This is a genomic window from Bradyrhizobium sp. AZCC 1719 (genome assembly GCF_036924525.1).
Taxonomy (GTDB): domain Bacteria; phylum Pseudomonadota; class Alphaproteobacteria; order Rhizobiales; family Xanthobacteraceae; genus Bradyrhizobium.
In genome coordinates, this window is sequence record NZ_JAZHRU010000001.1 from 671,141 (window position 1) to 695,598 (window position 24,458).

A 24,458-nucleotide genomic window follows, 5' to 3' on the forward strand; every position below is an offset into this window, starting at 1 on the left:
CACAACGCGTTTCGTAAGTCGGGCGTGAAAAATCTCGTGACTGAATATCACGTCGCCTCCGGCGTCAGCGCCAGCAGGCGCCGGAGCAGGGCCAGCGCGGTTTCGGTGGCCGGATCGGCTGAAATCACGGGAACCGCTAGCGTGATGACGTCGACCGGATCGTGCGATAGCACGATGAGGTGCGTTGCGCTGTTGGCCGCCAGCAGCGACACCACGCGTTCGACGGCCGGATCGGACGATGTCAGGCCCCACGGCGCATCGGGCCGGCGCAGTACCCGCCGGGTCGAGAGAAAATCGCGCAGCAGTTGCGGATCGTAGGTCGCAAGATCGCTCTCCCGATAACGCCGTGCACTCTCGAAGATCGGATGACGCGCGAGTTCCGCGATCAGCGCGTCGCGCGTTCTGGCTGGCGAGGCCGCGACGGAGTTGAGAACACCGGGCACCTGGGATTCGAAATGGGCGCGCAGCGCGTCCACCATCAGGGCGATGGTGAGAACGCCCGCGATCGCAATCGCGCAAAATCGCATGACCTGCGCCGCATCGGCGTCCGGCGCGACAAACGCTGCGGCAATACCGAGAAGCGCCGAACTCGACAGCCGCAATGCCGTCATCATCAACGCCTGACGCTGCGTCTCGGCGCCGCGTTCCGCGATCAATATCGCGGTAACGACGAGCAACGCTCCCAATGCCCCGAGCCTGACCGGGATATCCGGAAACAGCACCCTGAAATCGGTGACGATGAAGGGAATGACCAGGATCGCGCCGACGGCAAGACGGCTAACGATGCGATTCTCCGATACCAACAGCGTGGCGCGGTCGCGCGTCGCCAGCAACCAGGCGCAGATGGCGAAGCCGCCAAGCTGAAACAACGCGAGCAGGATGGCGGCGGGCATCGCGAGGGTCTCCAACCCGGCAGCGCCGGCGAGACCGAGCGCGATACCGCCGCTCAGAAGCGCGATCTTGGCCGGGCGCGGGGCATGACGCCGCAGGATACCTTCGGTGACGATCAATGCGCCGAGCGGGATCAGCGCGGCCGGAATTGCCGACAGGTTGTTGAGCACCGCGCTGCCGACCCACCACGCCATGCCGCGCACCAGGAACAATAACGCGATAATGCCAAGCGCGACCAGAAGACGCCGCGTCAGCGGGCCCGTCGGATCGCGCCGGTGCAGCGTGATCATGGCGACGCCAAGCCCGATCGCGCCGCAGAGATTGACGATGGAATCGGCGATCATGCCAGATGTCATTTCACCTGGTGTCATCGGCCGTTCCCTCGCCACGGCCGCAAGCTGCCGAACGGACGCGTGTCGTCGAGCCAGTAAACCGCCGGCAATATCAGCCGCTGCAACGCCAGCACGGCGGAGGCTGCGAGCAGCGCCGGCAGTGAACCGGCCGGCACATCCCGCTGGATGTAGCGGCGGGCGCCGGCGAGATCGATGCGGCCGAGCTGAAGAACGTCGTCGCCCCTGGCGTAATCGAGCTCGCGCGCGCACCAGGCGTTATATTGTTCATCGCGATGCTTGGGCGCCGCTTCGAACGTCTTCTTCAGCGCGTCCGATCCGCCGGTATAGGCATCGGTGATGACAAAGCGCGATTCGTCGAAGCCGGCTTCCTCGCCCACGCCGAACACGGCGCGGTGACGGGACATGATGCCGCGCGCCAGTTGCAGATGCGCAAAGCTCTGGCGCGAGTCCGGATGGGGCGACGGAAAGACATCCGAAAAGGTCTGGCTGACCATGCCGACGACCGATGGCACCTGGGTGACGTTCGAGATCCATTTCGGGCGCAGGCCGTCACGGGCAAACAGAACGAGCGCCGTCAGGCCGTACAGCACCCAGGAGAGCCCTTGCCCCCGCTCATCGGGATCGACCATGACCAGGCCGAGATGCGTGACCTCCACCGGCTCGCCGTCGAGCTCGACCTTCATGACCGACAGCGCGTTGAAGGCAATCGGCCGGCCCGTTGCTTCCTCCGAGATCAGCGTGACGATGGCGCGCGACAGCCGTTCGCGCTCGCCGGAGAAGATGCCGTAGGTGAGGCTCTCCTTCGGCAGTGTCTTGGCCGCCACGACCCGCAGTTGCGAGACCAGCTCGTCGAGTTCGATTTCGGAAAGCGACAGGCCGGGAGCTTCGACGATTCGCGTGATCAGCCCGGTATGGGTGCGCAGGGTGAGATCGATGGTCGGCTGGCGCAGCGCCTTCAGCCAAAAGGCGGCATAACCGCGCAGCCGGCCGGCGGTGGACCCGACCTGCACCAGAACGCGACGTGTCGCCGAATTATCGCTCCAGAAAGACGCCATGCGATCCGCCTGCACCGGGGCCGGACTTGTGCGCCCTGCCCGTTAAGGAGCCATGATTGCGGCGAGTTGCGGCTGCAGCAAGGTAAACGATGTGTTGAACGCCTCGAACGCCCAACATGATATGCAAACGGCGGATACCGGAGCATCCGCCGCCTGCCTTCGCCAGTACCACGCCACAGGGGACGATGCCTGAATTCCATTTGCGCGACTTCGCCCGCTTGGGATTTCTGCGCTCGCGCCAGTTAATGACCTATGAGCTATGCAGTCTTAGGTTGCTGCAGGGTAAACGATGCATTTAGCGGCCGCATTAAATGATTCATGACGGGGAACGGCCGACGTTGCGGGTCAGGTCGTCCGGCTGCGACGGTGCGCGAGCAACGAGCACGCACCTGTATTGAGCGCCCCGATGACTGCGATCGGAATCAGCGTGTGCAGCGGCAGCGTCATGCCTCCCAGGAGGGCTCCCAAGAAAAGGACGAGACCGACGGCAACGGCGGCCCCGACGATCGCGGTCAAAGGCGCCCTCACGGAAATAGGCACGACCCAAGCCAGAACTGCATCAACGGGGCCGGTGATCGCACATACAACCAGACTGAACAAAAACGCTATCGGGACGCCGTAAAGGTCGGCCGCGTATCCGCGGATCGCAATGGCCACCACTGAAAAGGCTATGAGCACCCCGAGGACGGGACCCAGCAACACGAACACGAGCGCTCTTCGCAGCGAAGTCGGATGCCCACGGCCATCATCATTTTCAGGAGGATCCTCAGGAGACACGGAGATTCCCTTTCAATTTTGCTTTGCCTGGTAGCGAGTTGCTGTGAGGGCAAAGGCGGACAAGCGGACGGCGGATGCCGAAACATCCGCCGCCCACCTTCGCCAGCACCGCGTCACAGGTTACGCGGCTTTGGAAACTTCCATCAGCAGCCGCTCGGCCTTGGCGTCCTCGATGCGGTTCACCAGCTTGCCGCTCTCGTGCATGTCGCGCACGGTCTTGGTCAAGGTGACGCAGGACTGCACCAGCATGACGATGCCCATCGCGAGATAGCCCTTGATCCAGAGATCGAGCGGCAGGAAGAACACGCCGACGGCGACCATGAAGGCCGAGGCGGCAAACGAAACGTAGGTGAAGGTAACCCAGGCACCGCTGTGGGGTTGGACGTTCTGGTTCATGATAATCTCCTGTTGATATGGGTTTTAATCGATCGGGTTCAGTTTCAGGCAGCTTGCGTGCGTTTGGCGTTCAACCGCGCGAGCACGTCGTCCGCGGTTGATTTCAGGCGTGGCCCAAAGCCCAGTTCGGCGAGCTTTTCGGCGGTCGCCAGCGGGCCGCTGGCGGCATCGAGTTCGATAAGTGCGTCGGCGGCGGCCTGGGCCTCGATCTGCCGTTCGCGCAGACGCTTCAGCGTGTTCTCCGCTTCCGGCAGCGTGGATTCGTAAGGCCGCGCGGCTTCGATACCACCCCGGCGCAGCGCGCGAACCGCCTCCGACGCGCGAGCGATGCGACGGCCGCGATCGAGCTCGGTAATCCGCGCCTCGGCGTTGGCGACCTGGCGCTTCATGCGCGTGATTTCAGACGCGAACAGCGTCCGCGCGGTCATCGCGGCATCGCGGTCGGCCTCGAGATTGGCGATCGCCTGCGCCGCTTCGCGGGCGAGGTCTTCCCTTCCGCCATCGAGCGCGGCAGTGGCGCGGACTTCTAGATCGGCGATGCGAGCGTTGGTGGCGTCGAGACGGCGACCCTCCTGCTGGTCGCCCGCAATCGCCAGCGCCAGCGAGCGCTTGGAACGTTCGACAGCCGCGGCGGCGTCGCGCATCTGCTGATCGAGGATGAGAAGCGCCGAGCGGTCTTCCAGCTCTTCTCCCGCGGCAGCCACGCTGCCCCGGAAAAGCGTCAAAACAGTTTTGAACATTGGTAGCTCCCTGTGTTATGAGCATTGCTCATGAAATAGTTGTAGCACGCTTTGAGCGTTGCTCAAGAATTATTTTGAGCGACGCTCAAGATCGGAAAGCGATGTCTAAAGCATTGGAAAGACGAGCTAAACTCCGGGAATCCCTGATCGAAGCGGCGGAGCGACGGATTGCCGCAGGGGGGCTGGCGGGTCTGAAGACACGCGATCTGGCGCGGGACATCAGCATCGCCAACGGCGCGGTCTACAACCTCGTCGAAGACGTGGACGAACTGATCCTGCGGGTGGGGTCGCGCACGCTGGCGCGGTTGGACGCCACGCTCACGGCTGCCGAAGACGATGGACCGTCCTCGCCTCGCGAGACGCTGGTCCGCATCGCGGTCGCCTATTGCGATTTCGCCGCCGAAAATCTCGAACTGTGGCGTGCGCTGTTCGAACACCGCATGGCACCGGGCAAGCCGGTGCCGGATTGGGCGATCAGCGAACAGATGAATCTGTTCCGCCATATCTATCAGCCGCTTGCCGAACTCTTTCCGAAGCGCACGCCGGACGAACTCGGCGTGACCGCACGCAGCCTGTTCTCCGCCGTGCACGGCATGGTGCTGCTCGGGCTCGAGCAGAAGCTGATCGCGGTGCCGGTCGAAGCATTGCGCAAGGAGATCGCGGCGATCGTCCGCGCGATGGTCGACGGGCTGACTGCTTAAGCCTCTCAGGCTGACAGATCACGCCGCGCGTCGAGAATCGTAGGGTGGGCAAAGCCGCCGGGTCGCGCGAATGCGCGCCCGATGACAGGCTCCGCGTGCCCACCATCACGAGCGGAATATTCGATGGTGGGCACGGCGCAAGTGCGCCTTTGCCCACCCTACAGACCATCACGTCTCGATGATGACGTAACTGTCCTCGACATGCACCGGAAACGTCTCGGCCACGTAAGGCCCCTTCTGCAGCTCCCCGCCGCTCTCGACCGCGACCGGATAGGAGCGCACCTTGACCCGCTGCGGATCGAACCAGGACTGGCCGTTACGCATGTCGAATTCCCAGCCGTGCCACGGGCAGCGCAACAGCTCGCCGACGCGGGAGCGCTGGTAGACGCCGGGCTCCGGCGAGGTCAGGCGCGCGACGCAGGCGGCCTTTGCCAACGGCGCGCCCTCGTGCGGGCAGCGGTTGAGCAACGCGAAGAACTCGCCATTGACGTGAAACACAACGATGTCGCGGCCCTCGACGCCGAACACCTTGTTGCCGCCGGGCGGGATATCGGACGTGCGGGCGACGATGTGGCGGGCCATGTGATCCTGTCGTTACTCAGAGCTTGTAGAGCGCACGTGCGTTGCCGTTGAAGATTTTCCGGCGCTCGGTTTCGGTCAGCGGTGTCTTGAACGCATAGCGTGGATCGTCGAAATCCCAGTGCGGATAGTCCGACGAGAACAGCAGGCGATCGACGCCGACCCATTCGATCAGGGAGCGCAGATGTTTTGCTTCGTCCGGCTCGTCGATCGGCTGCGTCGTAAACCAGAAATGCTCCTTCACATATTCCGACGGACGTCGCTTGAGGTGCGGCACCTCGCTGCGGAACGCCTCAAAGTGCCGGTCCATGCGCCAGGTGGCAGATGGAATCCAGCCGAAGCCGCCTTCGATGAAGACGATCTTCAAGTTAGGGAAGCGCTCTGGCACGCCTTCGAGCACGAGGCTTTTGAGCTGCGCGGCCATGGTGTGCGCGTTCGACTGGTGCTCCTCGACGTAATAGGACGGCCAGCCGCTTCCGGTCGGCGCATGCCCGCCATAGCCGCCGACATGAATGCCGAGCGGCAGCCCGAGCTCCTGCGCGCGGGCATAGATCGGCCAATAGCGGCGGCGGCCGAGCGGCTCGTTGGCGCGCGGGCAGACGTTGATCTGCACATAACGGCCGATTTTTGCGCAGCGCTCGATCTCGGCGATCGCGAACTCCGTGTCGTCCTGGCCGGCGAGGATCGAGGCCTTCAGCCGCGGCTCGCGGTCGGACCAGAACGCGAGTTGCCAGTCGTTGATGGCGCGCTGGATCGCGGCGCCGAATTCCAGATTCTGCTGCGAGAAGATGAAGAGATCGAGCACCTGCAAGATGCCGTACTCGATATCGAGCGGATCGAGATGCTGCTTGCGCATGAAATCGAGATCGGAGCCAGGCGGCCCGCCGGTCGGCGGCCAGGCGTCGCGGCGCGCGATCAGCGGCGAGGAGCGTGGATAGGGCGTGGTGCCGATATAGGGCGTGCGCAGATGGCTGCCGTAGGTGCGTAAGTGCTCCTGCCAGCCCTTCGGCATGAACTGTTCGATATCGGCATGCGCATGAATGCTCGGATGCACGTCGCAATCGATGATGCGCAGCCGGCTTTGGGCGGCGACTTGCTCGCCGAGGATGGGACGGTCGATGACGTCACTCATGCGATCCTCCGTGCGTAGACTCTTTGTTTGAGCATGATCTTTTCGGAAAACCGGTGCCCACTTTTCCGGATCATGCTGTATTCACGCGGCGAGCTTCAGCCGCGGAAAGGTCTCCAGCGGGTTGTCGGCACACATACGCGAGACAATGCTATCAGGCAGATGCGGCGGCATCGGATCGTCACCGTCGAACTGCCAGTGCGGATAATCGGATGCGAACAGGAACATCTTGTCGGAGCCGATCTGCTCGATGACATCGGCAACGCCGGCCGCATCGGGCGGGCCATCGAACGGCTGCATGGTGACGCGGATATGGTCGCGGATGATTGAGGCCGGCTCGCGCTCGACCCAGGGCACCTCGACGCGGACGCCGCGCCAGGTCTTGTTGGCGCGCCACATGAAGGCCGGCAGCCAGCTCACGCCTGACTCCATCAGCACCACCTTCAGATCGGGAAACTTGCCGAACACGCCCTCATAGATCAGGCTGAGCACCTGGGCCTGGAATGCCTGCGCTTCGGCCAGATAATATTCGTAGCGATAGGACGGCCAGCCGATCGAACTCGGCGCGGTGCGATAGGCGCTGCCGGCGTGGATCGCGACTGGAAGCTTGTGTTTTGCGGCGGCCTGCCACACCGGCCAGTAGTGCCGACGTCCGAGCAGCGTTTCGCCCTGCGCCAGCACCAGCACGGAGACGAAGCGATTGTCGCTGGCTCTGCGCTCGATTTCTTCCACCGCCAGATCCGGCGCCTGCAAGGGCAATACGATCGAGGCGCTCAGCCTTGAATCCTTCGAAAGCCATTCGGCCGCGATCCAGTCGTTGATCGCCTTGCAGAAACCGGCCGCCATGTAGGAATCGAACACCGCCTGTGCGCCATAGACCACGTTGCAGATCGCGTGGCTCGAACCAAGCTGGTCGAACGCGCCGCGCTGCACCATCTTGAGATCGCTGCCCGGCTTGCCATTGGCCGGCCGCCAGTCGGCACGGCCGGAGAACGGCATGTTGGGGGGATAGGAGTTGAGATCGAGGCCGTCGATGGCGCGGCTGACGACCTGCTCTTTCCAGTGATCGTCGAGATAGGGCAAGAGCGTGGTGCGGGTGCCGCCCACCGCGGGATGGATGTCACAGTCGATCCGCGTGGCCGCCATCAGGGTTCCTCGGATACTGGTTCTTGACGAATTCTTGGCGATCTTGATGTCGCACCGACAAATGTGCCGCCGATGCAGGGGCCGCGCAAGCGCTTTACCGAAAGGCCGCCCTGCTCTGGATGCACGCCGTGTTTCCCTTCTCCCCTTGTGGGAGAAGGGAAGAGCCCGCCGATTGACAGGCCAGTCGATCCCCATCCAAATATCTGCCCATTCAATGAGGACGGATCGCGTGGCCAGCAACGAACAAGAGAATTACGAATGCGACGCGCTGGTGGTGGGCTCCGGCTGTGCCGGGATGTCGGCGGCGGTCACCGCCGGGCACTACGGCCTCAACGTTCTCATCGTCGAAAAGGAGCTGCGCTTCGGCGGCACCACTGCCCGCTCCGGCGGCTGGCTATGGATTCCCGGCACTTCGCTGGCGAAGGCGTGGGGCATCGAGGAAAGCCCGGAGCAGGCGAAGACCTATCTACGCCACGAGGCCGGCAACAGTTTTGATGCCGCGCGCGTCGATGCGTTTCTCTCCGCCGGTCCGGAAGCGGTGGACTTTTTCACCAGCAAGACGGCCGTCCAATTCGACATGCCCTTGACCTTTCCGGATTACCACGCGGAAGCCCCCGGCGGCGCGCAGGGCGGTCGCTCGATGGTGACGCGGCCGTTCGATGGCCGCGAACTGGGCGAGCATATCAAGGATCTCGGCAATCCCCTCCCCGAACTCACCGTGTTTGGCATGATGCTGGGCTCCGGCAAGGAGATCATCCATTTCATGCGAGCGACCAAATCGCTGACCTCGGCGATCTACGTCGCAAAACGCCTGTCGAAGCATTTGATGGACGTGATGCGCCACGGCCGCGGGATGAGCTTGACCAACGGCAATGCGCTGGCCGGGCGGCTGGCGAAATCCGCGCTCGACTTGAAAATTCCCCTGTGGCTGTCCTCGCCCGTGCACGAACTGATCGTCGAGGACGGGGCGGTGCGCGGCGCGATCGTCGAGCGCCATGGCAAGCTGATCCGTGTCAATGCCAAACGCGGCGTGGTGCTCGCCTGCGGCGGCTTTCCGCATGATGCGGCGAGGCGCAAGACGATGTTTCCGCACGCGCCCACCGGCGCCGAGCATTTTTCGCCCGGCCCTGTCGGCAACACTGGCGACGGATTGCGCCTGGCGGAGACCGCCGGCGGCCGCATCGAGGATACGCTGCCGAACGCGGCTGCCTGGGTGCCGGTCTCCATCACCGAACGCAAGGACGGCTCCAAGGGCGTGATGCCGCATTTCATCGATCGCGCCAAACCGGGCGTCATCGCGGTGATGCGCGACGGCAGGCGCTTTGCCAATGAAGGCAATTCCTATCATGACTTCGTGCAGGCAATGGTGAAGGCTGCAAAACCCGGCGACGAGATCACCGCGTTCCTGCTGTGCGATCACCGCGCGCTGCGAAAATACGGCCTCGGCTGCGTGCCGCCGTTTCCGATGCCGCTGCGCCATCATCTCGCCACCGGCTACCTCAAGCGCGGCGCAACACTGGCTGAACTGGCTGATAGAACCGGCATCGATCGACAGGGGCTCGAAGCGACGATCGCCGAGTTCAACGCCTCGGCCGCGGAGGGGCGCGATCCTGCGTTTGGCAAGGGATCGCGCGCCTATAACCGCTACCAGGGCGATGCGCTGCACGGGCCGAACCCCTGCGTCGCGCCGATCAAGGACGGACCGTATTATGCGATCAAGCTGGTGGTCGGCGATCTCGGCACCTATGCCGGTATCAAGACCGACGCGCATGCCCGCGCGCTCGACGAACGTGGCCAGCCGATCACCGGCCTCTACGCCGCCGGCAACGACATGGCGAGCATCATGGGCGGCAACTATCCCGGCGCCGGTATCACGCTCGGCCCCGCGCTGACGTTTGGATATATCGCGGGCAAGCACCTCGCGGCAAAGGCTTCCGAGACCGCCACGCGATGAACGGCCCTGCCGGCGGGATCTGATGAGAGAAGGCGCAGCGACAGTCGAAGCCCCTGCAGCAGCAGAGCTGCAGCACACGTCGGACGCGCCGGCTCGATGTGTCGGCAAAAAAATTCCGGACCAATGTGTGCGACACCACATTGACAATCAACATTTCATGGCGCTCAATTAAAAGAATTATTCTTTATAGATACAACCGCATACCATTTCATTTGGTAGTGGGGCAGGTAATTCATGCTCCTTCCGCGTACACACAGCCACGCGATCTCATCCGGCAAGCGATCGGGCATGCGCGCGCAGAATTCCGCGCCACGTTGCCCGCTTTGTGATTCAGGCGACGCGACGTTGAATCGCAGTGCATGGCGGGCGGCGACCACCCGCTGCGCCGTCCTCTCGATAGCACCAAACTTTAGCAACCCGAAAACCCGAGGGGCTGGCTTCGATGGTAGACGAACCCGTACAATCCATTGGTGACGAGGCGGCCGAGGGTGGCCCGCAGGACGGCACTGCACTCTGCCTTTCGGGCGGAGGCTATCGCGCGATGATTTTTCATATCGGCGTGCTTTGGCGCCTCTATGAGACAGGTATCCTTCAGAAGGTGAATCGCATATCGAGCGTCTCCGGCGGCTCGGTCACCGCGGGGCTGCTCGCCCTCAAATGGAACAGGCTTACCGGGAACCAAACCCCGGACATGCCACTCTTTCGTCAGGAATTCGTCGAGCCGCTGCGCGCGCTCGGGCGAACGACCATCGACGTCAAGGCCGTCATCCTGGGCCTGCTCCTGCCCGGGCGCGTGAGCGACCGTGTCGTTGCGGCGTATGAGAAGCACCTGTTCGGTTCGGCCACGCTGCAGGATCTTCCGGACAAGCCGAGTTTTGTCATCAACGCGACCAGCGTGCAGTCCGGCGCGTTGTGGCGCTTCACGAAGCCGTACATGCGCGACTACCGGGTCGGCGAGGTCCTGAAGCCCACCATCAGACTGTCGAAAGCTGTTGCGGCTTCCTCCGCGTTTCCGCCCGTGCTGTCTCCCGTCGAGATCAAGCTGAACGATAGCGCGTTCACGCCGAAGTCGGGATCCGACCTGCAGCGACCTCCGTTCACAACGAACGTCGTTCTCTCGGATGGCGGCGTCTACGACAATCTGGGTCTGGAGACCGCCTGGAAGCGCTACCGCACCATCCTGGTGAGCGACGCTGGCGGAAAGCTTCAGGCCGAAGAAAGCCCGAAAGCCGATTGGGGCAATCACGCCTATCGCGTGCTCGATCTCGTCGATAACCAGGTGCGATCCCTGCGGAAACGTCAGGTGATCGATTCCTTCAAACAACATACTCGTTCAGGAGCCTATTGGGGAATTCGGACCAACATTCTCGATTACGGACTGGCAGACGCCCTGACTTGTCCATTCGACGCGACCATGCGGCTCGCCGAAACGCCCACCCGGTTGCAAGCCATGGACGATCAATTGCAGGAGCGATTGATCAATTGGGGCTATGCAGTATGCGATGCCGCGATCCGGAAACATTTCCAGTCTGGATTGCCAGCACCCAAGGATTTTCCCTTTCCAGCATCAAAGGTCTGACCATGACGGTGCTCATTCCGAGGACCTTGGCCGAATACATTCTGCTTGGACCGACCGGTGACCGCCGTCAGCTCCAGGACTCGCCGATTCTGGGCGATGTCTGGATCGCGTATGCGAGCGAGGCTGGACCGCAGGAGCTGCTGATCACACCGTACAAGACGAATACAGCAGGCCTCGTCGCAAACTGGATCGATGACGAAGTCGATCACGATCGACTGATGCATAACGCGAGTGATCGCGAGCCTCGAAAAATCGCCTATCTGCAGGGTGTAATCGCCGCACGGCTGTACTTCGACGAGGTGCTGCGCGTCATCGTACCGACGACGAACTGGTGGAGCAGCGCGCGCATTCAAAGCGATATGGCGGTCTATCTGCAGGCCGCAAGCGGCAGTCAACGCATCAACGCCGTTCTGGATACAGTTCAGGAAATGGCGGAACACTGGAGCGATCCCAAGACAACCAAGAAATCGGCCGGAATGCTGACGGCACTCGATCGCTACGCCGCACTCGCCGGCATTATTCTCTGGGCGGCCCAAACCACCACGATCGGCCCCGATGCAAAACCGGCGGAACTGGCTGCCGCGATCAAGGCAGGAAAAGGCGACATTGCACGCCTGCTGACCGATTTGTTCTCCGAGATTCTCAGTCGCCAGGAACAGAACGACGCAAACCAGCGCAAGCAATGGAAAGGTTCGCTCGTCTATCAGGTTTCGCTCAATCGGCGCGCCGATATGGCGGTCGCGCGATCCGTCCCTTCAGTCAAGGCGGACGCCGCCCGCCTGCTCTTCACGGTCAATTGCGCAGAGATCGCGTGGGCCGTCATCGATTCCGGGATTCAGGGCGATCACATATGCTTCAAGGATGCGACCGGGAAGGAATCCAGGGTCGTTGCCAGTTTCGATTTCAGCAACTTTCGCAAGATCGTCAACCTCGACAACCTCAGGATCTTCAACGAAAACGAAGATCCGGAAATACAGCAGGGCAAGCTCAAGCAGCTTCTGCCGGACGGGCACAAACTGCCCGAAGGGCAGAAACTGAAACAGGCCGGCGCCAAGCTGATCTCGAACCTCGTTCAATTGTCCAGGGATGCAAGGGCGCAACGCCCGATTCATTGGGAGCTGGTCGAGCCGTTCATCGAAATCAAAGTCGACACGCGCCCATCGGTAAGCGATCACGGCACGCACGTCGCCGGCATCATTGGCGCCAGGGCACCTCAAAAGCGAGCCAAGGCCATTGCGGAAGACGACAGGATCGACGGGATGTGTCCTGATATCCAGCTGTACGATTTCAGGGTGCTTTCGCAAAACAGCGACGAGAAAGATACCGAATTCGCGATTATCGCCGCCTTGCAGTACATCAGGCATCTAAACGAGCGCCACGACCATATTTCAATTCACGGAGCAAACCTCAGTCTTTCGATCAAGCACGATGTGCGGAATTACGCATGTGGCCGAACGCCGATTTGCGAGGAGTGCGAGCATCTGGTCGAAAGTGGCGTGGTAGTCGTCGCGGCCGCCGGAAACTACGGATTTCAGAGCTTTACGACTACCGATGGTGCGTTCGAAAGCTATGCCGCGTTCAGCATCACCGATCCCGGAAATGCCGACGGCGTGATTACGGTCGGATCGACGCATCGATCCCTGCCGCATACCTACGGCGTCAGCTTTTTCTCGAGCCGTGGTCCGACCGGGGATGGAAGATTGAAGCCCGATCTAGTCGCGCCGGGCGAGCGCATCCACGGTCCGTTCCGGGACGGCTGGGGCGACCTCGACGGTACGAGCATGGCCGCACCGCATGTCAGCGGCGCTGCAGCAATGCTGATGGCGCGATATCCGGAATTCATCAAGCAGCCGCGCAAGGTCAAGAAGATATTGTGCGAAACCGCGACCGACCTCGGCCGCGAGCGCAGCTTCCAGGGCAGCGGGCTGCTGGATGTGCTCAGGGCTTTTCAGAGTATTTGAGGAGGCTGCCCATGATTTTCAGTCTGGACGTCCGGCGGGCACGTAAGGGCGATTGCCTGCTGCTGCACTTCGGCACCGAGCAGGAGCCCGGGCTCATCATGATCGACGGCGGACCCAAGTCGGTCTATGCGCCGCATCTCAAGCCGAGATTGATAGAAATCCGCAACGCGCGCAAGATCAAGAAGAACGATCCGCTGCCGATCGACGTGCTGATGGTAAGTCATGTGGACGACGATCATATCCAGGGAATTCTGGATTTCACCAAGGAAGAAATCGCCAATGTGGAGACGCACAAGCCGCGTCTGCTGAACGTGTTCAGCCTGTGGCACAACAGCTTTGACGATATTATTGGCGGTCAGCCGGCGGAATTGACGGCGAGGGTGAACGCGACATTCAAGACGGAGGCCAGCACCGGAGCGGTCGAGCTGTCCGACGAGAAAGTCGGAAACGTGGAAGATATCTTCATCGACCAGAATCCCGGAGGCAATGACGCCGCGGATGCGGAAGTGGTTGGAAGTTCCCTGAAGGTACTCGCCAGCATCGCGCAGGGCTTTCGGCTGAGAAAGGACGCCCAGCGGCTCGGCTATGGGCGCAACGCCGAGTTCGGGGGGAAACTCATCGTCGCGCCACAAGGCAAGGCGCCGATCAGGATAGCCAATTCGCTGGACGTCACCGTCATCGGCCCCATGCTTGAAGAGATTCAGGCGCTGCACAAAGACCATCAGAAATGGCTTGATGATCTCAAGAAGCAAGGAAAGACGGCCGAAGAGGCTCTCGCCGCCTATGTCGACAAATCCGTTCCCAATCTGTCGAGCATAGTAGTGCTCGTGGAGGCAGACAAGAAGCGGATGCTGCTGACCGGGGATGCGAGGGGCGACAAGATTCTCAAGGGGCTGCAACTGGCGGGCAAGCTCGACCGGGACAACGGCACGAAGATCGAAGTCGATCTTCTCAAGGTGCCGCATCACGGAAGCTCCAATAATCTCGACAAGGATTTCTTCGAGCACATCATCGCGAAGCATTATGTGTTCTCGGGCGACGGCCAACACGGAAATCCGGAACGGGAAAGCCTCGAGATGCTGCTGAAGGCGCGCAAGGATGGCAATTACCAGATACACCTAACGTATCCGTTGAAGGAAATAGACCGGCTGCGCGAAGATGACTGGAACAAGGAACGCAACAAGCAGATCGCGCGTAAGAAGAAGAGCGGAAAAGGTACGGTACGCGAGGAATGGTCGGCGCAAGATCACAGTCTGTTGGCGCTTTTCGATGCCAATCCACAATTCAAGGAAAAACTCAGGATTGTCGACGAGAAGAAGCCGCATATTATCGATCTAGGCGATCCGCTGGCGGCTTCCTGGCCGGAGCTGGCCAATTGACCCGCCCACGCGGGCCCTAGTGATGAAGCTAGCGGCTAACACCGTTCCGGCTTCGCCGGCATCAGAACCCGAGGGCCACACAGCGGAACGGGATATCGCAGGCGAGATTTGCACCGGCCGGCGATGCGGTGGAACGAACGTCGATCGATCAGATTGTGTCTTGATCCAACCGGAGATCGTTCCATGCGCGCGCAGCTCCTCGCCACCGCCCTCGCCACCGCCGCAATCTTTGCTCCCGCCCTCGCCCTTGCCGGCGACGCGGAATGGCGGCGATATGTGATTGCGAGCACCGGGACCAGCGTCGACATGCCGGTCTCGATCTTCACCGTCGACGCCGGACCGCCGGAAGGCGGCACAGGACGACGCTTTTTCACCGACGACCGCCGCGCCGACCTGACGGTGCAGTCCGTTCCCAATGCCCAGAACGATTCGCCCGCCACGTTCCTGGCCAAAATGCGGCCGCCTGCCGGCATCATCTATAAACGGATCACATCTGATTTCTTCGTTGTGTCCAGCAATCGCAAGGACCGGATCTGGTACAACCGCTGCAACCGCGGCAACGGCACCCTGGACTGCGTGCTGATCAATTATCCCGTCTCCGAAAAACGCCAGTGGGACGACGTGGTCACGCGGATAAGCCATACGCTGCGAAGCTAGCGCGCTCGTGACCGGATCTTAGGCAATCGGAAAAAACGGCAGCTCTATTCCGGCGCGGGGAACCGTCCGGTGCGCGCTGCGTTGCCGAGGGTGGCGTCAGTAACCGCGAGGTCGTTTCGTGAATCGCAGGGATTTCCTCGCAGCTTCTGCGTTACCATTGGTAACCAGCATGGCGTCCGGGCTTTTGTCCGCCGCCCATGCCCAGCCTGCGCCGTTCGATCGATCCATCGTCCGGCAAATGGCGCGCGACCTCGCAAGCAAACCCTACCAGGCGCCAAGCGAGAAGTTGCCCGACAATCTCGTCAATCTCGATTACGACCGTTATCGGGCGATCCGGTTCTTGCCGGACCGCGCGCTGTGGCGCGGCGAAAAATTGCCGTTCGAGGTGCAGTTTTTCCATCGTGGATTTTTCTACAAGAACAGGGTCGACCTCTTCGAGGTGAAGGACGGCCAGGCGACACCAATCGCCTACCGGCCCGACCTGTTTTCATTCGGCGAGCTGGAGCCGCCCGGCCCGGCAGTCGATCTCGGCTTTGCCGGCTTTCGGCTTCATGCGCCGATCAACAAGCCCGACTATTATGACGAAGTTTGCGTCTTTCTCGGCGCAAGCTATTTCCGCGCCGTTGCCAAGGGACAATTGTACGGTCTTTCGGCGCGGGGGCTCGCCATCAACACCGGCGAGGCCAAGGGCGAAGAATTCCCGTTCTTCAAGACGTTCTGGATCGAGAAGCCGGCGCAGGGCGCCAATTCCATCGTTGTGCACGCGTTGCTCGATAGCGAGAGCGCTGCCGCGGCCTATCGCTTCACCATCCGCCCGGGCGACACCACCGTGTTCGACGTGGAAATGGCGATCTATCCGCGCGTGGATCTAACGCAAGCCGGCCTCGCGCCGATGACCAGCATGTTCTTCTTTGGGTCGAACGACCGCAAGGACGTCGAAGACTTCCGTCCGTCGGTCCATGATTCAGACGGCCTGGCGGTTTTCAACGGCCGCGGCGAGGAGCTTTGGCGGCCGCTGCACAACCCGCGCGACCTTCAGGTCTCTTCGTTTGCCGATCTCAACCCACGCGGCTTCGGCCTGATGCAGCGTCAGAAGGATTTTTCCGCCTACCAGGACCTGGAATCGAATTTCGAACGCCGGCCAAGCCTGTGGGCGGAGCCGATCGGCGATTGGGGCGAAGGCGAGGTGAAGCTGCTTGAAATCCCGACCAAGGAAGAGATTCACGACAACATCGCATTGTTCTGGCGCCCCAAAGCGGCGTTGCCGGCCAAAGGCGAGCACACCTACACCTATCGTTTGCACTGGGGGCCGGATGCTCCAAAGTCGACGTCACTGGCACGCTTTTCCCGAACCGGGATCGGCACACGAGGCGACAACGCGACGCTCTTCGTGCTCGACGTGACCGGCGAGCGGCTGAAATCGGTCGATCCGAAAAGCTTGCGCGGTGTCGTGACGGCCGAGAAGGCGAAGATCCAGAACATCGTTACCCAGCCAAACCCGGCGACAGGCGGCTGGCGATTGAGCTTCGAGTTGTTGAAGGAAAAGACCCCGGTCGAACTCCGCGCATCGCTCATGCAGAACGAAGAGGCGGTATCGGAGGTCTGGGTTTATCGATGGACACCTTGACGAAAGCCGGCGGCTCGCCCGGAAGGCGGGATATCCCGCCGACCGATTTCCTTCCTCCGGAATCGCCGACGGATATGACGGTGCAGGCGTTGCGGCGGTTCGAGCCGCCGCCAGCGCCCGATTTTGCGCCGCTGTGGATCCGGCGCGCCTTCGTTCTGACCGGCACCGCGATCCTGACCGCGGCAGGCTGTTATGAGATGTACCGGGTGCTCCGGGTCGGCGGTGTCACGGTCCTGGAGTCGATCATCCTTGCGCTGTTCGTGCTGCTGTTTGCATGGATCGCCTTCTCCTTCATGTCGGCGCTTGGCGGTTTCTTCGTGCTGCTGATGAGAAGGAAGGATGAACTCGGCATCGACGCCAGCGCGCCCCTGCCCGCGATCCACAGCCGCACCGCGATGCTGCTGCCGACCTATAATGAGGACCCCTATCGCGTGCTGGCGAGATTGCGCGCGATCTATGAATCGGTCGAACAGACCGGACACGGCGCGCAGTTCGACTGGTTCGTGCTGAGCGACACCACCGATACCGCGATCTGGATCGCCGAGGAAAAGTGCTTTCTCAAGCTTCGGCAGGACGTCGGCAGCGCCGCCGCGATCTTCTATCGCCACCGCCCCGAGAACATCGCGCGCAAGTCGGGCAATATCGAGGAGTGGGTCAGGCGGTTCGGCTCCAAATATGAATGCATGCTGATCCTGGACGCCGACAGCTTGATGACGGGCGACAGCATCGTTCGGCTCGTTGCCGCGATGGAGGCGCATCCGAAGGCCGCGCTGATTCAGACGCTACCGGTCATCGTCAATGCTAGATCGCTGTTCGCGCGCTGGCAGCAATTCGCAGGCCGCCTGTACGGTCCGATGCTGGCCGCGGGGATCGCATGGTGGCATGGCTCGGAAGGCAATTACTGGGGCCACAACGCCATCATTCGCGTCCGCGCCTTTGCGCAACATGCAGGCCTACCCGAACTCAGGGGACGCAAGCCGTTCGGCGGGCATATCATGAGCCATGACTTCATCGAGGCGGCGCTGATGCGGCGCGGCGGCTGGGCCATCCACATGGCGCCGGCGCTCCGCGGCAGTTACGAAGAATCTCCGCCCACGCTTTCAGATTTTGCAGCGCGTGACCGTCGCTGGTGCCAGGGCAATCTGCAGCATCTGGCGCTGCTGCCGACCCGCGGCTTTCACTGGGTCTCGCGGCTTCATCTGCTGACGGGGATCGGATCATATCTCACCGCGCCGCTCTGGCTGATCTTTCTTGTTTTCGGAATCCTGGTCTCGTTGCAAGCGCAGTTCGTACGGCCCGAATATTTTCCGAAAGGATATTCGTTGTTTCCGCAATGGCCGGCGCAGGATCCGGTCCTGGCAGCATGGGTATTTGCAGGCACGATGGGAATGCTGATCGTGCCGAAGCTGCTCGCCTTCATCGTGCTCCTTGCCGATCGCGACACGCGGAGGAAGTTCGGCGGCGGCCTGCTGGTGCTTGGCGGCATCGGTGCCGAGACAATCCTTTCCGGTTTGACCGCGCCTGTCATGATGATCTTCCAGTCGTCCGCTGTCGGCGAAATCCTGTTTGGGCGTGACGCTGGATGGCAGGTTCAGCGCCGGGATGATGGCGCAGTCGCGCAGCGCGACATCCTCGGCACCTATTCAGTGCCGACATTGATTGGCATCGCCATGGCCATCAGCGCCTATGCCGTGTCGCTGTCGTTGCTGCTGTGGATGACGCCGGTGATCCTCGGGCTGTTGCTTTCCATTCCGATCGCGATGCTGTCGTCATCGCCGGGTGCGAATCGCAGGTCCGGATTGTTCAGGACTCCCGAGCAGACGGCGCCGCCGCCGGTGCTGGCGCGCGCCAATGAGCTGGCGGGCGTGCCGCATTCGTCGCTCCCCTGCCCGCTGCGCGAATTGCTCGACGATGCTCGCCTGCTCGAAGCACACCTGCACAACCTCTCCGGACAAAAGCCGCGGAAGCGCGGCGACGTTGATCCGCATCTCGCGATCGCGCGCGCGAAGATCGAAGATGCCGAAACGTTCGATGAAGCGGCGGGCTATCTGAGCCAGCGCGAGAAGTTCGCGGTGCTCAATGCGCCTGCGACCCTCACCGCGCTGCTGGCGCTACCCCGCCATCGGGCCTGAAACCCGGGTTCATTTTGCCATCGGGTCACTGCAACCTGAGCTGGCCTTGATCGGACCGGGTCACCCGCGGCGCAACCTTGGCCAATCTGGCAATTCTGCTAGACTGCCCGTCAGCGAGGCAAAAATGGAAGCGCCCGGCCCCGAGCGAAGACTCGCTGCGGTCCTTGCCGCCGACATGGTCGGCTACAGCCGGCTGATGGAGGTCGACGAGGCGGGGACACTCGCACGCCTGAAAACCCATCGGCTCGAGCTGATCGATCCCTCCATCGCCAAGAACCGGGGCCGCATCATCAAGACCAGCGGCGACGGCATGCTGGTGGAATTCCACAGCGTCGTTGATGCGGTATCGTGCGCCGCCGAGATCCAGCGCCGGATGGCGCGGCGCAATGCCGACGTGTCGCCGGCGCGGTGGATCCAGTTCCGCATCGGTATCAATCTGGGCGACATCCTCATCGAGGAGAACGATATTTTCGGCGACGGCGTCAACATCGCGGCGCGTCTCGAAGTGCTCGCCGAGCCGGGCGGCATCTGCGTCTCGGGCGCCGTGCGCGATCAGGTCGGCGACCGGCTTGACGACATCGCCTTTGAGGATCTCGGCAACCAGAACGTCAAGAACATCACCCGCCCGATTCACGTCTTCCGGGTGCGCCTCGCGCTGGATGCAGCCGATGCGCATGCAAGCGGCAAGGACGGCGCGGCGACCGGAATCACGACGAGGAAGCCATCCATCGCCGTGCTGCCGCTGGTCAACATGAGCGGCGATCCGGAGCAGGAATTCTTTGCCGACGGCCTCACCGAGGACATCATCACCGAGCTGTCGCGGTTTCGCGACCTGCTCATCATCTCGCGCAACTCGACCTTCGTGCACAAGGGCAAGGCGGTGAAGGTGCAGGAGGTCGCGCGCGAGCTCGACGTCGAATATGTGCTCGAGGGCAGCGTGCGCAAGGCCGGCGATCGCGTTCGCGTCACCGTGCAGTTGATCGACGCGCAAACCGACCGGCATGTCTGGGCCGAACGCTACGATCGCAAGCTCGAGGATATATTTGCGATCCAGGACGAGGTGACTGGAGCGATCGTTGCCACGCTTCCCGGCCGCGTCGAGGCCGCCACGCAGGAACGGGCGAAGCGCAAGCGGCCGGACAACATGGCAGCCTATGAGTGCGTGCTCGCCGCCAAGGTGCTGCACCACCGCTCGCGGCGCGAAGACAATGCGCAGGCGCAGATCCTGCTCGACCGCGCCATCGCGCTCGATCCGAACTATGCGCACGCCCATGCCTGGAAGGCCTGCGTGCTGGGGCAGACCTGGACCTATGGATGGTGCGAAGATCGCGACGCCACCTTCCAGCAGGTGGCTGCCGAGTTGCAGATCGCGCTGGCGCTCGATGACAATGACAGCGACGTTCACCGCATCCTGGCCGCGGTGAACCTGACGCGCGACGATCATGACAGGGGCGCCTATCATCAGGAGCGGGCGCTCGCACTCAATCCCAACTACGATCTCGTCGTGGTGCAGCAGGGCGAATTTCTGACCTGGCTGGGGCGGCCGGAAGAAGGAATCGACTGGATCAGGAAGGCGATGCGCCTCAACCCGTTCCACCCCGAGCGCTTCTGGAGCCACCTCGGTCGTGCGTATTATTGCGCCGAGAAATTTGCCGAAGCGGCCGAAGCGTTCGCGCGGATCACGCGGCCCGACTTTACCCATCACGCCTTCCTCGCCGCCATCTTCGCGCAGATGGGCGACGCCGTCGCGGCCGGCGCGCATGCCGCAGAAGTCGTCAAGCTCGAGCCGGGTTTCTCGGTGGCCGCCTATCTCGCGACCCAGCACTACAAGCACGAGGCCGATCGGGCGCGTCACGAGGCGGGCCTCCTCAAGGCCGGATTGCCGGCGTGAGGGGTGGCAGGATCAGATCATATAGTGATGGCGGTGTTATCGACGATTCGAAGAAACCGAAGACTCTTGGAGCTTGCTCGCGGTTGGCAGTCCGTCTTCGCTTTCACTTCGTTCAAGCTACGCCGGACACGCTTCGACCTGACAGTCTCCGCGTGGCTGCGCCACGCGTAGCCCGTCAGGGCGAAGCGTGGTGGGCGCGACAGGGATCGAACCTGTGACCCCTACCATGTCAAGGTAGTGCTCTCCCGCTGAGCTACGCGCCCCAGAATGGGATGACCTGTCATCCCGCTCCAGCTTTATTCGTATTGGGTGGGGTCCGTATATCGGCTCCAAAGCGCCCGGGCAAGGATGCTCGGGACTAATTTCTGCTGCCTTTTCGGACGAAATAGCCGCCGAATCAGGCCGCCAGCATCTTGTTCACTTCGCTGACCAGTTCGCGGAGGTGAACGGGCTTGGCCAGCACCTTGGCGTTCTTGGGTGCCTCCGAATCGGAATTCAGGGCGACCGCGGCAAAGCCGGTGATGAACATGATCTTGATGTCGGGGTCGAGTTCCGAGGCGCGGCGCGCCAGTTCGATGCCATCCATTTCCGGCATCACGATATCGGTCAGCAGCATCTCGAACGGCTCCTCACGCAGCCGCTGATAGGCCGACATGCCGTTGTCGTGGGGCGAGACCTGAAACCCGGCGTTTTCCAGCGCCTTGACCAGGAAACGTCGCATGTCGTTGTCGTCTTCGGCGAGGAGGATCTTGTGCATGGCGTTCAGTCGTCGAACCTGGCTTGGAGGATCATTGCGCCCACTAAGCCCGACAGAGGGTAAATTTCGGGTGAAAGGTAACGGCTTCTTGGCGGCAGCGGGTGGCGCTATTTTTGTAGCGGAGCGCATCAGGATCGATCAACGCGGCGCTTTTCAGGCGTTTACGACACCTTCCAGGAGAACGGTGGCTTTTTTCGCTTGGCAGAATGATTACGATTACGGACAATGCATCCTTACAACACCCTGCCCTCCGGCAGAATCGGTCGCATGATCGGCCAGCCGAAGGGAAATGCGGACATTCAAGGGACGGCGCCCGACGATGACCCAGTTTGATGGCGAACTGTCGCCTCCCTTCGAGATCGTGGAGCCGCAGCATTGGCGGGCGCCGATCATCTTCAACTCGCCCCATTCCGGCTCGGTCTACCCGGCCGAATTCCTCAACGCCTCCCGGATCGACCTCGCCGCGCTGCGCCGCTCCGAGGATTCGTTCATGGACGAATTGATCGGCGGTCTGAGCGACCAGGGCTTTCCGACGGTGCGGGTCAATTTCCCCCGCTCCTATGTCGACGTGAACCGCGAGCCCTATGAACTCGATCCACGGATGTTCACCGGCCGCCTGCCGAGCTTTGCCAATACCCGCTCGATGCGGGTGGCCGGCGGCCTCGGCACCATCCCGCGCGTGGTCGGCGACGGGCAGGAAATCTATCGCGAGCGGCTTTCCGTCGATGACGCGCTGGGGCGGATCGAGGCGCTCTACAAGCCGTACCACCGGGCGTTGCGGCGGCTAATCAACAAGGCCCATCAGGCGTTCGGGACCGTGATCCTGGTCGATTGCCACTCGATGCCGTCGGTCGGCGTGTCCAGAGATGAGCCGCGGCGGCCCGATATCGTGATCGGCGATCGCTACGGCACCAGTTGCGCGAGCCTTTTGCCCGATGTCGTCGAGCACATCATGAGCGGGCTCGGCTATTCGATCGGTCGCAACAAGCCCTATGCCGGCGGCTTCATTACCGAGCACTACGGCAACCCGGCGAGCGGCCTGCACACCGTGCAGCTCGAACTCAACCGCGCGATCTACATGGATGAGCGGCGCAGGGAGCGCAGTCCCCGCTTTGCCCAGGTGGCCACCGATTTCGCTGCGCTCGCGGAAGCCTTGGCACGGGTCCCGCTCGGCGACCTCGGCCCATTCCAGGCGGCGGCGGAGTAGAGGCTGCGTCGTCATTCCGGGATGGTCCGAAGGACCGGACCTCAGAAGCGCAATTGCGCATCGGGGAATCTCGAGATTCTCAGGTGCGGAATTGCGCACCATAGTTCGCTTCGCGCTCGGAATGACGTGGCACCCCGAAAGAAAAAAGGGCCGCTTGAATGAACAAGCGGCCCAAGTCTAGGGAGGAAACGCCCAAGGAGGGCAGCGATAGCGCGAGGCGCTACCGCACCGCAACAATATGCGACCGCGCTGCACAAAAGGCAAGAGTTTTCGGACCTCTTCCGGTGCAAACCAGGTCAGTCTGGCGAATCGGCAACACTGGCGGATCCGACATTTTAGTTAAGTAATATCAATGACTTGCAGATAAAGCCGCGTCAGTTCCGTACTTACTGCAGTGCTGGTATGCCAAAACTCGCGACTTCGTGATGGCCGAGCTAACCAAAAATCCACGCCTGAAACGAAGCCTTTTCGAAAGCGATTCGAAAGTCTGTTCGCAAGACGAATGGGAATAACGTGCCGTTAGCGATGCGCGGCAGCCCGGATTGGGCTAGAGCTTCGGTTCTGATTGAATCAGAACCGAAGCTCTAGCTTCTTGTTTCGACGCGTTTTCTTCACGCGAACCGGTATCCACTTCGCTCGAAAACGCTATGGGCAAGAGACGGCATTTCTAGTGCGGTAAGGGACAGCCGTGACGGTCATCGATTTTACAGCCTTTATCGGGCGCCTTGCTACCGCTGCGGGCGAGACCATCCTGCCGTTCTTCCGGACCTCACTTTCGATCGACAACAAGAGCGCCAGCGATTTCGATCCGGTCACCGAGGCCGATCGCGCCGCCGAAGCCGTCATGCGCCGCCTGATCAAGGCCAATTTCCCCCAGCACGGCATCGTCGGCGAGGAATTCGGCACCGAGCGCGAGGATGCCGAATATGTCTGGGTGCTCGACCCGATCGACGGCACCAAGTCCTTCATCGCGGGCTTTCCGATCTGGGGCACCCTGATCGCGCTCTTGCACAAGGGCATGCCGGTGTTCGGGATGATGAACCAGCCCTATATCGGCGAGCGCTTTTCCGGCGACAGCGGCTCGGCGCACTATTCCGGGCCGTCCGGCGAGCGCCGGCTGACGGTGCGCCGCTGCGCATCGCTGAAGGAGGCGACCTCCTTCACCACCAGTCCGCTGCTGATGAACGCCGCCGACCGCGAGATCTTCGGCCGGGTCGAAAATGCAGTGAAGCTGTCGCGCTATGGCGGCGACTGCTATTCCTACTGCATGCTGGCGGCCGGCCATCTCGACCTCGTGGTCGAGACCGAACTCAAGCCCTATGACATCGCGGCATTGATCCCGATCGTCACCGGGGCCGGCGGTGTCGTCACCAATTGGGAGGGCGGACCCGCCCAGAGCGGTGGCCGCATCGTCGCCGCCGGCGACGCCCGGGTACACGAGGCCACGCTGAAATTGCTGAACAGCTAGAGGCGGCCACGTCACCCAGAGTTCGGTAAGACTCGCGCGTACCGACGAACTGCTGCTTTGCTCCCGGTGCAATCGCGGG

General features: G+C 62.1%; 20 protein-coding genes and 1 tRNA gene. 11 read left to right on the top strand and 10 right to left on the bottom strand.

Translation table 11 applies throughout. From position 1 onward, the window contains the following. Positions 1–47: 47 nt before the first annotated feature. The 5 genes from V1292_RS03310 to V1292_RS03330 all read right to left on the bottom strand — a co-directional run bounded on the left by V1292_RS03310 (position 48) and on the right by V1292_RS03330 (position 4,212). A complete protein-coding gene (locus V1292_RS03310) occupies positions 48–1,247 on the bottom strand; it encodes a hypothetical protein (RefSeq protein ID WP_334376923.1) in 1,200 nt (399 codons plus the stop codon). Between the two features lie 11 nt (positions 1,248–1,258). Continuing rightward, positions 1,259–2,299, bottom strand: a complete 1,041-nt coding sequence (locus V1292_RS03315) for a hypothetical protein (RefSeq protein WP_442895488.1) — start codon at positions 2,297–2,299, stop codon at positions 1,259–1,261. A gap of 345 nt (positions 2,300–2,644) precedes the next feature. Further along, positions 2,645–3,007, bottom strand: coding sequence for a hypothetical protein (locus V1292_RS03320; protein WP_334370300.1), 363 nt, complete (start codon positions 3,005–3,007; stop codon positions 2,645–2,647). 189 nt (positions 3,008–3,196) lie between these two features. Beyond that, on the bottom strand, positions 3,197–3,472 hold the full coding sequence (locus tag V1292_RS03325) for a YiaA/YiaB family inner membrane protein (protein WP_057841492.1): 276 nt from the start codon (positions 3,470–3,472) through the stop codon (positions 3,197–3,199). A gap of 44 nt (positions 3,473–3,516) precedes the next feature. After that, on the bottom strand, positions 3,517–4,212 hold the full coding sequence (locus V1292_RS03330) for a PspA/IM30 family protein (protein ID WP_334370301.1): 696 nt from the start codon (positions 4,210–4,212) through the stop codon (positions 3,517–3,519). 101 nt (positions 4,213–4,313) lie between these two features. Between V1292_RS03330 and V1292_RS03335 the strand changes: the two genes are divergently transcribed. Then, positions 4,314–4,913: a TetR/AcrR family transcriptional regulator gene (locus tag V1292_RS03335; protein ID WP_334370302.1), complete on the top strand. Its 600-nt coding sequence runs from the start codon at positions 4,314–4,316 to the stop codon at positions 4,911–4,913. A 168-nt stretch (positions 4,914–5,081) separates the two neighbouring features. Here the strand turns inward: V1292_RS03335 and V1292_RS03340 are convergent, their stop codons facing one another. The 3 genes from V1292_RS03340 to V1292_RS03350 form a co-directional block, all read right to left on the bottom strand. Continuing rightward, on the bottom strand, positions 5,082–5,495 hold the full coding sequence (locus V1292_RS03340) for a Rieske (2Fe-2S) protein (protein ID WP_334370303.1): 414 nt from the start codon (positions 5,493–5,495) through the stop codon (positions 5,082–5,084). Between the two features lie 16 nt (positions 5,496–5,511). Further along, positions 5,512–6,624 (bottom strand): amidohydrolase family protein, encoded by a 1,113-nt coding sequence (locus tag V1292_RS03345; protein WP_334370304.1) that lies wholly within the window; start codon positions 6,622–6,624, stop codon positions 5,512–5,514. Positions 6,625–6,705: 81 nt separating this feature from the next. Then, on the bottom strand, positions 6,706–7,767 hold the full coding sequence (locus tag V1292_RS03350) for an amidohydrolase family protein (protein WP_334370305.1): 1,062 nt from the start codon (positions 7,765–7,767) through the stop codon (positions 6,706–6,708). A gap of 229 nt (positions 7,768–7,996) precedes the next feature. Between V1292_RS03350 and V1292_RS03355 the strand changes: the two genes are divergently transcribed. The 8 genes from V1292_RS03355 (at position 7,997) to V1292_RS03390 (ending at position 20,947) form a co-directional block, all read left to right on the top strand. Further along, positions 7,997–9,721 (top strand): FAD-dependent oxidoreductase, encoded by a 1,725-nt coding sequence (locus tag V1292_RS03355; RefSeq protein WP_334370306.1) that lies wholly within the window; start codon positions 7,997–7,999, stop codon positions 9,719–9,721. 442 nt (positions 9,722–10,163) lie between these two features. Then, positions 10,164–11,300, top strand: a complete 1,137-nt coding sequence (locus V1292_RS03360) for a patatin-like phospholipase family protein (protein WP_334370307.1) — start codon at positions 10,164–10,166, stop codon at positions 11,298–11,300. A 2-nt stretch (positions 11,301–11,302) separates the two neighbouring features. Continuing rightward, a complete protein-coding gene (locus V1292_RS03365) occupies positions 11,303–13,261 on the top strand; it encodes a S8 family peptidase (RefSeq protein WP_334376925.1) in 1,959 nt (652 codons plus the stop codon). A 98-nt stretch (positions 13,262–13,359) separates the two neighbouring features. Continuing rightward, positions 13,360–14,640, top strand: a complete 1,281-nt coding sequence (locus V1292_RS03370; RefSeq protein ID WP_334370308.1) for a hypothetical protein — start codon at positions 13,360–13,362, stop codon at positions 14,638–14,640. A gap of 183 nt (positions 14,641–14,823) precedes the next feature. Beyond that, positions 14,824–15,297 carry a hypothetical protein gene (locus tag V1292_RS03375; RefSeq protein ID WP_334370309.1) on the top strand — a complete coding sequence of 158 codons (474 nt, stop codon included), beginning with the start codon at positions 14,824–14,826 and terminating at the stop codon, positions 15,295–15,297. 169 nt (positions 15,298–15,466) lie between these two features. Then, the gene (locus tag V1292_RS03380) at positions 15,467–16,924 is read left to right on the top strand and encodes a glucan biosynthesis protein G (protein WP_334370310.1); all 1,458 of its coding nucleotides are present in this window, start codon (positions 15,467–15,469) and stop codon (positions 16,922–16,924) included. Continuing rightward, positions 16,912–19,056 carry a glucans biosynthesis glucosyltransferase MdoH gene (gene mdoH, locus V1292_RS03385; protein ID WP_334370311.1) on the top strand — a complete coding sequence of 715 codons (2,145 nt, stop codon included), beginning with the start codon at positions 16,912–16,914 and terminating at the stop codon, positions 19,054–19,056. Before V1292_RS03380 ends, mdoH begins: the two co-directional genes overlap by 13 nt. 124 nt (positions 19,057–19,180) lie before the next feature. Further along, on the top strand, positions 19,181–20,947 hold the full coding sequence (locus V1292_RS03390) for an adenylate/guanylate cyclase domain-containing protein (RefSeq protein ID WP_334370312.1): 1,767 nt from the start codon (positions 19,181–19,183) through the stop codon (positions 20,945–20,947). 188 nt (positions 20,948–21,135) lie between these two features. Here V1292_RS03390 and V1292_RS03395 read toward each other — a convergent pair. Beyond that, positions 21,136–21,210 (bottom strand) — tRNA-Val (locus V1292_RS03395). Positions 21,211–21,344: 134 nt separating this feature from the next. Further along, positions 21,345–21,704 (bottom strand): cell cycle two-component system response regulator CpdR, encoded by a 360-nt coding sequence (cpdR, locus tag V1292_RS03400; protein ID WP_027539837.1) that lies wholly within the window; start codon positions 21,702–21,704, stop codon positions 21,345–21,347. 319 nt (positions 21,705–22,023) lie between these two features. Between cpdR and V1292_RS03405 the strand changes: the two genes are divergently transcribed. Continuing rightward, the gene (locus tag V1292_RS03405) at positions 22,024–22,911 is read left to right on the top strand and encodes an N-formylglutamate amidohydrolase (RefSeq protein WP_334370313.1); all 888 of its coding nucleotides are present in this window, start codon (positions 22,024–22,026) and stop codon (positions 22,909–22,911) included. A 688-nt stretch (positions 22,912–23,599) separates the two neighbouring features. Then, entirely contained in the window at positions 23,600–24,379 is a 780-nt protein-coding gene (gene hisN / locus V1292_RS03410) for a histidinol-phosphatase (RefSeq protein ID WP_334370314.1), read from the top strand. The last annotated feature ends 79 nt before the right edge of the window (positions 24,380–24,458 follow it).